Source organism: Vulcanisaeta sp. EB80, from assembly GCF_002078205.2.
Genome location: NZ_LCWN02000073.1, coordinates 1 through 10,090, shown reverse-complemented (window position 1 = coordinate 10,090; position 10,090 = coordinate 1). Strand labels below are relative to the sequence as shown.

The window sequence follows — 10,090 nt, the reverse complement described above, 5'->3', positions numbered from 1 at the left end:
CTAACAACATTAGTCCTCACATTCGTGAACTCAACAGGATAAACGCCCTCCCCCGGTATTGCGGGAGTAGTCGGCCCCCGCTCCCCATCTTGAAAGAATTCACCGAGGGAGGGCACAAACAAACAACAAAGCCAGGGTTAATAAAACCTAACCCACGCAGTGGGACGACCCCGCCCTGAAGGACGAGGTTTGACCAATCAAGATCAGCCGGGCAAGTTGTCGTCACAGGTTCTGCGTAACTCTGTATCATCACTAAAAACCTAATACATCACCAACTTTTAACGCATTCCCTACCCTATTTAGTCTCGAAATAATACTTAAAAAATCCAACTATGCCACTAACTGATGCATGAATTAATAATTATTAATAATGAAGTAGGTTTATACGCAACAATCGTTATAGTATCACTAGTATTATCAGCGTTATTGGCATACGCCGCATTAAGGGCTAGAGTAATTACCAGGGATGCCCTAGTACCATCAGCACTCGTGGGTTTTATGATCCTTATTGGCGGTCCCTCAGCAATCATACCCTTCGCCACCTTCCTGGGTAGTTCCAGTTTCGTTACTAGGGTTGGTAAGGAGAGGAAGGAGGAGCTCGGTACCGCGGAGGATATTAGGGGCAGGAATTGGAAGCAGGTGCTCGCCGTGGGTTTAGTACCAGGTACACTGGCACTATTAGCGGGCACGGCGTACCTCACAAACGATACATCGCTTTACCAGCTATTGCTAACGGCATCGGTTGTGGGCATGGCGTATTCGAACGCCGATACGTGGGCCTCGGAACTCGGTGTTTTAAGTAAATCTAAGCCCCGCTTACTGATAAAACCGTGGGTCAAGGTTGACCCTGGCGTATCTGGTGGGGTTACGTTAATGGGTGAGGTTAGTTCATTGCTTGGCTCATCGATCATAGCCCTTATATACCTGGGCGCACAGTACTTAACTAGTTTTATTTATCACGTTAACCTTGTTAATCTTTGGTTCGTGGTTATTGTGTTACTGCTTGGTTATTTAGGTGAGGTTATGGATAGCGCCTTCGGTGCCTTGCTTCAGCCCAAATACAGATGCCCTAAGTGCGGTGTCATGACTGATAGGCGCATTCATGTGTGCGGCGAGAGGGCTATTAGGGTTATGGGTAGTTACGACCTTGAGAATGAGGATGTGAATTTATTGGTTTCGGTCATAATAACCATGATAGCCCTGATAACGATGCTATTAATATTCAATCCCCACTTAATCATTATGAATTTATAAGCACTACGTAATTTATCATTTATTTACGGATTACCGTAATTACAGGTATAAATATGTAATAAATATGCCTGGAAATACAGGGCTAATACGTATACGTACTTAACCATGAGCCCTTTAAAGCCAGCAGTCCACGTATACTTAATGACTCAAATAACGAACATATATGCTGACTTTAAGAAAATTGAGGAGTTGGTCGCCAGGGGTTTGTGGGTTGCCGTTAAGTATGCCAGGGGTACCTGCGTGAGTTTTACGCCGAAGAAGGTTCTTGAGTATGCAGAATTCAACGAGGCTATACCTGTGGTCTTAACCCTCGTTAAGCACATCCTAAAGCAGCTCAATGATGAGGGTTACCTACAGATGGATAGTAGCAGGAGCATCGTTAGGTATAGGTTATGTAGGGACTCCAGGCTATGGGATTTAATAAAACAGAGTGGTGGGCCTGAGGACGTCCTCAAATTCATTGAGGAGGTTATTGAGTAGTAAAACTCCTTAAATATCATACTACAAAAGGTACTGGGTAGGTTCATGAAACGTCGAGATACTGGGAATAACGTAGTAATTAAGGGGATTGGGGAGACTGGGCTTATAAACATCATTAGGGACATCATAGGTTATTATGAGGATAATGACCTGGAGCACATAGAAATTAATGGGTACAGGCTTGCCGTGAAGATTGATGGACTGTCACTATCAACATCGAGGATGCCATTCATGACGTTTTACGATATGGGTTGGAAGGTTATGGCATCGGTAGTTAGTGACTTTTTCGTAAAGTTGAGTAAGCCGTTGTACGCTATTGTTTCCATAACCCTGAGAGGTAATACTAGTATTGATGACTTTAGGGAGCTTATTAGGGGTTTAGGTGATGGAGCTGGGCATTTCGGTGTGAGATACCTCGGTGGCGATTTAAACGAGGGCCTTGATGACGTAATAGATGTGGCTGCCGTCGGCGTACCAATGATTGGCACAATAGGTAGGAGACCCAAGATTGGTGATTTCTTGGTTACTATTCCACAGTTTGGATATACAGGGTTGGTCTTCAAGCTTTACTATGATGGTAGGCTCAATGATTGGTTAAACCTAGATGCCGTTAAGAGAGGTATCAATATGCTGAGGAGACCAGAGCCTCCAATTAATATGTTGAGCGAATTGCTGAGGTATGGGGATTGTATATCGGCAAGCATGGATTCAAGCGATGGGCTTGGCAAGGTTCTCTGGACCTTATCTACGGATGGTAATGTTAAGGTGGTGGTCGATAGGCTACCCATGAGTGATGATTTTGCTGAGGAAGTTAAATCAATACCTGGCATAACCATTGAGGAGGTTGTATTTAATGGCGGCGAGGAGTTCCTACCCATATTCTCCATAAGTAGTGATTGTGAAGAGGATTTTAGAAGACTTGGCTTTGAGGTTTTTGCTAAGGTTGAGGAGGGCTCTGGTGTATATTACGGGAGTTCAACGCTTAGATATAAGGGTTGGGACTACTTCATTGGTTGGAGTACCTAGACCTCCATGACCCTAATCTCACCCTTCACGAATATTTCCTGGGCGAACAATAATATTACGAGTATGGCTACGGCGTATAACGCGCTCGTTAGTAGGAACATTAGTTGGTATGAGTATTTTGCGGGGAGTGTTATCCATAGTATCGGCTTGAGTGATATTAGAACCGATGCTTGGTACATACTCATTATTGAACCAGCCACTGCAGGACCCCAGGCGCTACCTATGTTCCTGAATACGGTGTTTAGGCCCGTGGCAAGGCCCATGTTTTTCCTACCCACGGAGAACACTAGGATGTTTATTACCGAGACATTGACCATACTAACCCCAGCCGCCAACACAGACATGGAGGCTATGACGTAAGATAAGCCGTAGAATGAGGTGTAGGTTAGGAGTATCAACCCTATTATGGCTATCGCAGAACCAACAACGGCTATATTCTTAGCACCAACATTCGTTATAACCCTACCAGCTATGGGTGCCACAATCATCTGCACGAGGGCCATGGGCACCATCATTATGCCCGCATCGAGTATTGACAAGTCATAACCCAGGGGCTTTGGCGACTCCAATAGGTATGTGAGTGCTTGAGCCATTAGGAATAATGCAAAGCCCGCTAGGGTTACGCCCAGGTTTGATGCTAAGACATTCCTATTGCTCAATAGGCTTATTGGTACGATCGGGTTATGTATTGTACTTTCGTATAGGATGAATACCCCGAAACCTAGCACGAATAATATCAATAATGACACTACTAGTGGGTCAGTCCAACCATAGGTTGGCGCATCTGTGACCGCAACCAAGCCGCTTGCTAGGGACGTCGATAATAGGAAGAGGCCAACCCAGTCAATTGGTTGTGGATTCCTAACCCTACTCTCCCTAATGTAAAGGTAAATGAGCAAGTCCTCAAGCACTATGAAGGGGTATACCGTGTGGTACGTGGCTTGCCAACCGAGGGTTTGGGACACGTATGCACCAAGTGGTAGTGATACAGCCATGCCAACACCAAACATTGCACTTATTAAACCCTGTACCTGCGGTATCATATGGGGTGGAAACTCCTCCCTAACCAGGGCGAAGGCTAGGGGCAGCATCGCCATACCAACCCCTTGCAATGCCCTACCCACCAGTAGCATGTCGTAACTCGTCGAGAAGCCTGTTATGAAGGCCCCTATGGTGTATATGATTATTGTTATGAAGAGCATTCTCTTCTTACCATACATATCGCCTAACTTACCCATTATTGCGGAGGATAGGGTGCCCATCAGGATGTATATTGATAATATCCAGGATGCATCTGCGGTTGATATACTCATGTCCTTTTGAATTGTTGGCAACGATGGAACTAGCATACCTTCGGTATACATCACGACTAGGGTTAGGGTAACGAGTATGGCGGTAGCCCTCCATGCATACCTAATGTCGTACTCACCATAGCCTAGATTAACTCCACCTCCACGCACTTGTCATCACCACCGCACAGCAATTCAAGGGAAACTAGTCTACCTTGGTAACCACCTGGTGGTTGATTATTAGCGCTACTCATTAACCCACGGTTATTATTAACACCATATCCTCTACGTCTTCTAACTGCGGCTATCACACCTATTATTATAACGATTATTATTAGCAAAAACACTATCCAGAGCAGTACGTTGGGTGCCGGCTTTACCGTGACGTAGGTGGTCACAGACTCCGTTAATGGATATAGAGAACCAGTTTGATTCCACACAAAGGTTAGTACCAGTGGGTAACTACCGGGTCTTGCACTTGAGTCAACATCGACTAGGAATGTGACGTTTATCTCCTGCCCAGGCCTTAGGTCACCTATGAATGCCTGGGATGCCGTCAGAGCCGAGAGTGGGTTGCTCGAGGATACGTGTGGTTGGATTACCTGGCCTGTCGATATTGCAACCATCACATTCTTAGCCTCCACGGGCCCCTCATTGATTATCGTTATTGTTATTGGAACCTTGGAAGCGCCAGGGGAGAGTGTTGGTGAGGTTATGGTACTTAGCAGGGCACCTAGGTTTGATAGGCTTGGGTTTGGTGGTTGTGGGTAATTAACACTCACCACCGCCAGGTTAGCCTTGGGCCTAATATCGAGTAGGTAACTCCTCATTGATTCACCTCCGTTGTACACTATCGTGACATTCACCGTGTAATTACCCGGCAAATCAGGTAAGCTAATTGGTACCGTTAGTTGCACGGGCTGTCCAGGAGGTATCGCACCGAGTATCAATGGGTTGCTAACCAACGGCGTTATGCCTGAGCCATTTATGAACAACTTAGCATTGTAAGCTATCCCAGACCCAATATTGACTATACTTAGTATTAACTGGGACATTGGGTAGCTTTGAAAGACCTCGGGCGGGTTTGTGGCTATTGATTGTATATACACTATGGGCTCCTGCGGTACTATCAACGTTGCGTTTATCACGTCGTCAACACCCGTGAAATAGTCAACCCTCAACTCAACCGTGTAATTACCCTGCGGAACATACCTAGGCACGTAGACGTAGAAGGTCACGGGCACAGGCTGTCCAGAAGGCAGGGCTGGTATATGCTGTGTGACGTTCACCGGCACCAGCTGGGGTGGCAGAGACATTAACGCCACGGTGACGTTGAACACCGGGGTGTTCCCATAATTCGCGAGGTACACAGTCAACGGCACGTAGGACCCAGGTAAAGCCTGGATAACATTGTCGGGAGTCCCAATGATTGCCGTGGCCTCAAAGCCCACGTAACCAAGCACCGGGATGGAAACATTCGTATTAACACTCTCCGAGCTCTTGGATGTCGATACCGAGGGTATGGAGCCCATTACCTCGGGTATCTGTATCGTCACGGGGACAGTCTTTACACCTGTTATCACAGGAGTACCATTGTACAGCGTTGTCGTCACCAACGTGGTGACGGGTATGGAAACCGTTTGATAAACAATGAGGGGCTTGACACTCGTTGTTATGTTAACCTCGGTATAGTTCACCGTTATGGGTACCTGGTAGATACCCATGGATACGCTTGGGTCAACCTGTACGTAGACTATGCATGAGCTATTACCCTCGGGCGGTACCACGGGTATTTGGCAATAATTCATTGATGAGTTCACGTAGTAGATGGGCTTTATGAGGGATGTATTCATGTAGATAGTTACGTTGAACAAATAGGTTTGCGTTGGATTGAACACAGTAAACACTAGGTACGAGTCCTCGCCTGGCGCCACTGGTTGATTCAGTAACCAGTGAGCCAACACTATTATAGATAGTGATATCGGATCCATCGAAAAACAGCATAGGAAAAACCAGTTTAAAAATCCTTCTCATGTATCGAATAGATATCGGTGACTTGGAAATCACGAAAAAGTTAAAAGTCTGCGATGTACAACAAGACCTGCGGGGGTGCCCGAGCCAGGTCAAAGGGGACGGGTTCAGGTCCCGTTGGCGAAGGCCTGCGTGGGTTCAAATCCCACCCCCCGCACCAAAACAGAAACAAATCCTTCGTAGCTGTGTTATAGGCATTTATGAAAACTGTGCATACCATTCTTAAGACTTATGCATTGATAATTCTCCTCCATCAACTGGGCATTAATTAATCACTATTTTCTTGCCACAATCTTCACGTAACCCCTGAGCTCATGGATAATCTACGTAGGTATGAGAGGAAGTTTTCGATCTCCTGCTCTATTGCCTTTATCTCCACATCAGTAACGTGCTTAAATCTATCCTGCCTCTTAATGAACTCACTAATGGGCTTCCTCCTGGCTTTATCCATGTAAATATCGCTTGGTGGGTTTATTATCAACTTACCATGGTCCCACTCGTAAAGTGGGAAGTACCCCGTCTCCGTCGCCAGCCTTGCAATCTCTATCATCTCCTCATCTGGGAAACCCCACCCTGGTGGGCATGGTGCCAGTACGTGTATGAATGCGGGTCCCTCGTTTAGATAGGACATGGCCTTCCTAACCTTGTTGAACAGGTCGATGGGGAATGCAACATTGGCTGTTGCTGCGTATGGTATGTGGTGCCCGATGACTATACTTATTATGTCCTTCTTAGTCTCAATCTTACCCTTAATCACAGTACCGGCGGGTGTCGTTGTAGTTCTTGCAAATTTAGGTGTTCCTCCTGATCTTTGTATTCCTGTGTTCATGTAGGCCTCATTATCATAAAGCACATAAAGCACACCATGACCACGCTCAAGCATACCACTAAGAGACTGCAAACCAATATCATAAGTACCACCATCGCCCGCCAACACAACGACCTTCGTGCTCCTCCTCATTAACCCCTTAGTATTCATAGCCTTAATAGCAGCCTCAACACCCGAAGCCACAGCACCAGCGTTCTCAAAGGCTACGTGAATATACGGGACACGCCACGAAGTCAGGGGATATATTGTTGTTGTAACTTCGAGACAACCCGTTGGGTTAACCACAACCACATCAGGTCCCGTAGCCTTCAATATCAACCTGGCTGCAAGTAGGGCGCCACAGGCTGGGCAGGCCGTGTGCCCCGGAGCGATGTACTCATCTCTGGGTATCTCATTTAACGACCTAATTAGCTTAACCTTAGCCTGAGCCATACTCCCTCACCCCAAGGTACACCCTACTTTCCTGAATTCCATCGTGGTGGCTCGATTTTAGCACCTCATAAACATCCCTAGCGTATACGGTTCTCTGCCCTAAACCATGTATTGCGGAGATCACCCTAACATCAATACCCTCAAGCTTTAATGCAGTCGCAATCTCAAGGGCTAGGGGGCCATCAACAGTCGCGCCTGGGCTCACTGCCCTATCCAGGACTATGACAGTTTTGGCGTTGCTGAGCGGCATAACTATGTCCCTAGCCGGGAAGGGTCTCAGTAATCTAATCCTCAATGCGCCAGCCTTAATGCCGTCCTTCCTAGCCATCCTAACGCCCCTCTTCACGTCTCCCCATATTCCCCCATAGGTAACTACGACCTCCTCAGCATCCTCAAGCATGTAGGATTCAACAAACCCATAACTCCTGCCAAAGCTATTATTGAATTCCCTGTGAATATCCCCAATAACCTCTATTGAGTTATTCATCGCATGTATTACCTGGTACTTTATCTCATAGTACCAATCAGGGACAGCCATTGCACCCATGGTTATGGGCCTCGAGGAATCTAGGATGAGCCTATCCAGGTTCTTGGGTGTGAATTTTCTTACGTATTCTTCGTGGTATAGTTCCACGGGTTCTGTTGTGTGGCTCATTAGGAATCCATCGAAGGCCACGGCAACTGGTAATAATACCCTTTGGTCCTCGGCTATCCTGTACGCCATGATTATTGAGTCATAAACCTCCTGAGCCGAGGAGGCAATAATCATGATCCAACCGGTATCCCTCATACTCATCACGTCCTGGTAATCACCATGAATACATATTGGTGCCGACGCAGCCCTACTAGCTATCGCCATAACAATGGGTAACCTAAGGCCCGACGCTATGTAGAGGAGTTCATACATGTAAAAGAGTCCCTGACTTGAGGTTGCTGTGAATGTCCTGGCACCGGCTGCTGAAGCACCTATTAGGGCTGACATTGCACTGTGCTCGGACTCGACGGGTATGTACTCAGCACGTATTTCCCCATTGGCCACGAACTCGGCTATCTTCTCAACTGTGGGTGTCTGCGGTGTTATTGGGTATGCCGCAATCACATCAACATCCACATCCCTAGCTGCGTAGGCGGCCGCGTGATTTGATGTTAAACCCAACCTAGCCCTAACTATGGACTCCCTCTCCCTGAGGGCCAACTGCTCCATCTACTCACCCTCCCTAACCATGGTTATGGCGTTAGTTGGGCATTCACGGGCGCACACGCCACAGCCCTTACAGTGATCGTAATCAACCTCGTAGGTGATGTCATACTTAACACCACCACTTGTCGTGTACGGCTTATCAAGCTCTAGGATGGCAGGTTCTGGGCAAACAACCCAGCAGGTTCTACACCTTATACAGAGGTCCTGGTTTATAACAGGCCTTTGGGATCTCCATGACCCGGTTTTGTTTATTACGGAGTTCCCTGGCTCAACTATGTAACCTCCAATGGGGAGCTCCCTCCAACCCCTCAACCTAACAGCGCTCTCAATAGCACCCCTACTAATAGTGATTTCCTTACCCTCAGTCACCACCCACCACCCTCACCGCGTTGTACGCCTCCCTAAGTACCTCGATATTCAATTTAGCAATCTTCCCAGGGAAGTTCTTGGTAATAACAACCTCGACATCCTCGGGGGTTATTATATCCAAAACCCGTAGTAAGCCGCCGATCATTGCTGTATTAACAATGGGTCTACCCAGGTGCTTCATGGCTATTGCATATGCATCTAGGTAAACGACAGACCCATCAAACAATTCCCTGACCTTACTGATGATTGACTCATCCTTAGCATTAACAACAAGGTAATCCCTAGTCCTACTCACCAAATCACTAAAATAATTGAGTAGGTCAGGGTGCATAACCAGTAGTATGTTCGGTTCTATTATTGGCTCCCTGGTCTCTATCACATCTCGGGAAACCCTAAGATAAGCCCTAACAGGCGCACCTCTCCTCTCAGGACCAAACTCAGGGTTTGCCAACGCATACAATCCCTTATTTATTGCAGCTTGCGCCAACATCTGTGCTGCAGTCACAGCACCCTGCCCTCCCCTCCCCAGGAACGTTATCTCGTAAATCCCCTCCTCAATCATGTGCGGTATTTATAGTTAATTATAATAAAAACAATTTTACAAATTAATAATAAATGATAACTTTTAATTTCGGAGATTATGGAAGGATAATTCGGCAACCACCTAACGCCTCCTACGTATCTCAGCCAACTCCAGGGATCTAACGAACCTTATAACATTAGGTATGTTTATCTTATTGGGGCAATTCTCCCTACAGAGGCCACAGCCTAGGCATAGCCACACCGTCTTCCTAACCCAATCATCTATAATGCCTAGGTTGAGCTTCTTCATTAGCAACCTGGTGTTCATACCATAATCCGTCATAGGGCATACGCTGGTGCAGGTTCCGCATTGAAAGCACAGTGTTAATGTTGGTTCGTAATTGATAATTTCCTGCCTTATTGATGGATCTATGGACATGTTCTCACCTTAGTTGTTTTATTTTTTGTTTTGTTTGTTCTATTTCCTCCTTCGTCACCGTTTTTACCACCCTCTCGGCTTCCCTCATTGTTTCGACTAGGTCTGTTACGTCTGGTGCTCCGAATAGTCTCAATTGGAATCTCTCCTCCCTAACGCCTATGTTCTTCAACCTCTTCTTCCAATTCTCGAACCTCCTAACCGTGTTGTAGTTCGCGGTT

11 protein-coding genes and 1 tRNA gene are annotated in these 10,090 nt (G+C 46.6%); 4 read left to right on the top strand and 8 right to left on the bottom strand.

Annotated elements, in window-relative coordinates; genetic code table 11:
• Window positions 1-345 precede the first annotated feature (345 nt).
• The 3 genes from B7L70_RS10575 (at window position 346) to B7L70_RS10565 (ending at window position 2,760) form a co-directional block, all read left to right on the top strand.
• Window positions 346-1,254 (top strand): DUF92 domain-containing protein, encoded by a 909-nt coding sequence (locus B7L70_RS10575; RefSeq protein WP_081228080.1) that lies wholly within the window; start codon window positions 346-348, stop codon window positions 1,252-1,254.
• 141 nt (window positions 1,255-1,395) lie between these two features.
• Window positions 1,396-1,734, top strand: a complete 339-nt coding sequence (locus B7L70_RS10570; protein WP_238376210.1) for a hypothetical protein — start codon at window positions 1,396-1,398, stop codon at window positions 1,732-1,734.
• Window positions 1,735-1,779: 45 nt separating this feature from the next.
• A complete protein-coding gene (locus B7L70_RS10565) occupies window positions 1,780-2,760 on the top strand; it encodes a thiamine-monophosphate kinase (RefSeq protein ID WP_081228075.1) in 981 nt (326 codons plus the stop codon).
• Here the strand turns inward: B7L70_RS10565 and B7L70_RS10560 are convergent.
• On the bottom strand, window positions 2,757-4,220 hold the full coding sequence (locus tag B7L70_RS10560) for an MFS transporter (protein ID WP_081228072.1): 1,464 nt from the start codon (window positions 4,218-4,220) through the stop codon (window positions 2,757-2,759). The two genes, B7L70_RS10565 and B7L70_RS10560, sit on opposite strands and share 4 nt — an antisense overlap.
• Window positions 4,196-6,040 (bottom strand): COG1361 S-layer family protein, encoded by a 1,845-nt coding sequence (locus tag B7L70_RS10555; protein ID WP_081228069.1) that lies wholly within the window; start codon window positions 6,038-6,040, stop codon window positions 4,196-4,198. Before B7L70_RS10555 ends, B7L70_RS10560 begins: the two co-directional genes overlap by 25 nt.
• A gap of 112 nt (window positions 6,041-6,152) precedes the next feature.
• On the opposite strand from B7L70_RS10555, the gene B7L70_RS10550 reads away from it, so the two are divergent.
• Window positions 6,153-6,240 (top strand) — tRNA-Leu (locus B7L70_RS10550).
• Window positions 6,241-6,375: 135 nt separating this feature from the next.
• Here B7L70_RS10550 and B7L70_RS10545 read toward each other — a convergent pair.
• The 6 genes from B7L70_RS10545 to B7L70_RS10520 form a co-directional block, all read right to left on the bottom strand.
• The gene (locus B7L70_RS10545; RefSeq protein ID WP_081228066.1) at window positions 6,376-7,341 is read right to left on the bottom strand and encodes a thiamine pyrophosphate-dependent enzyme; all 966 of its coding nucleotides are present in this window, start codon (window positions 7,339-7,341) and stop codon (window positions 6,376-6,378) included.
• Window positions 7,328-8,545 (bottom strand): ferredoxin oxidoreductase, encoded by a 1,218-nt coding sequence (locus B7L70_RS10540; RefSeq protein WP_081228063.1) that lies wholly within the window; start codon window positions 8,543-8,545, stop codon window positions 7,328-7,330. The genes B7L70_RS10545 and B7L70_RS10540 overlap by 14 nt, the downstream gene beginning before the upstream one ends.
• Window positions 8,546-8,887: a 4Fe-4S binding protein gene (locus tag B7L70_RS10535; RefSeq protein WP_081228082.1), complete on the bottom strand. Its 342-nt coding sequence runs from the start codon at window positions 8,885-8,887 to the stop codon at window positions 8,546-8,548. It lies immediately after the preceding gene.
• A gap of 16 nt (window positions 8,888-8,903) precedes the next feature.
• A complete protein-coding gene (locus B7L70_RS10530) occupies window positions 8,904-9,473 on the bottom strand; it encodes a 2-oxoacid:acceptor oxidoreductase family protein (RefSeq protein WP_081228060.1) in 570 nt (189 codons plus the stop codon).
• A gap of 102 nt (window positions 9,474-9,575) precedes the next feature.
• Complete coding sequence (locus B7L70_RS10525; RefSeq protein ID WP_081228057.1) at window positions 9,576-9,872, bottom strand: 4Fe-4S dicluster domain-containing protein; 297 nt, start codon at window positions 9,870-9,872, stop codon at window positions 9,576-9,578.
• Window positions 9,873-9,876: 4 nt separating this feature from the next.
• Window positions 9,877-10,090: hydrogenase iron-sulfur subunit (locus tag B7L70_RS10520; protein WP_143701630.1), on the bottom strand; the 214-nt coding region annotated here is incomplete at its 5' end.

Coding starts and splice junctions, on each gene's coding strand:
- B7L70_RS10575 (WP_081228080.1), top strand. CDS start 346: ATGCATGAATTAATAATTATTAATAATGAAGTAGGTTTATACGCAACA.
- B7L70_RS10570 (WP_238376210.1), top strand. CDS start 1,396: ATGACTCAAATAACGAACATATATGCTGACTTTAAGAAAATTGAGGAG.
- B7L70_RS10565 (WP_081228075.1), top strand. CDS start 1,780: ATGAAACGTCGAGATACTGGGAATAACGTAGTAATTAAGGGGATTGGG.
- B7L70_RS10555 (WP_081228069.1), bottom strand. CDS start 6,040: ATGGATCCGATATCACTATCTATAATAGTGTTGGCTCACTGGTTACTG.
- B7L70_RS10545 (WP_081228066.1), bottom strand. CDS start 7,341: ATGGCTCAGGCTAAGGTTAAGCTAATTAGGTCGTTAAATGAGATACCC.
- B7L70_RS10540 (WP_081228063.1), bottom strand. CDS start 8,545: ATGGAGCAGTTGGCCCTCAGGGAGAGGGAGTCCATAGTTAGGGCTAGG.
- B7L70_RS10530 (WP_081228060.1), bottom strand. CDS start 9,473: ATGATTGAGGAGGGGATTTACGAGATAACGTTCCTGGGGAGGGGAGGG.
- B7L70_RS10525 (WP_081228057.1), bottom strand. CDS start 9,872: ATGTCCATAGATCCATCAATAAGGCAGGAAATTATCAATTACGAACCA.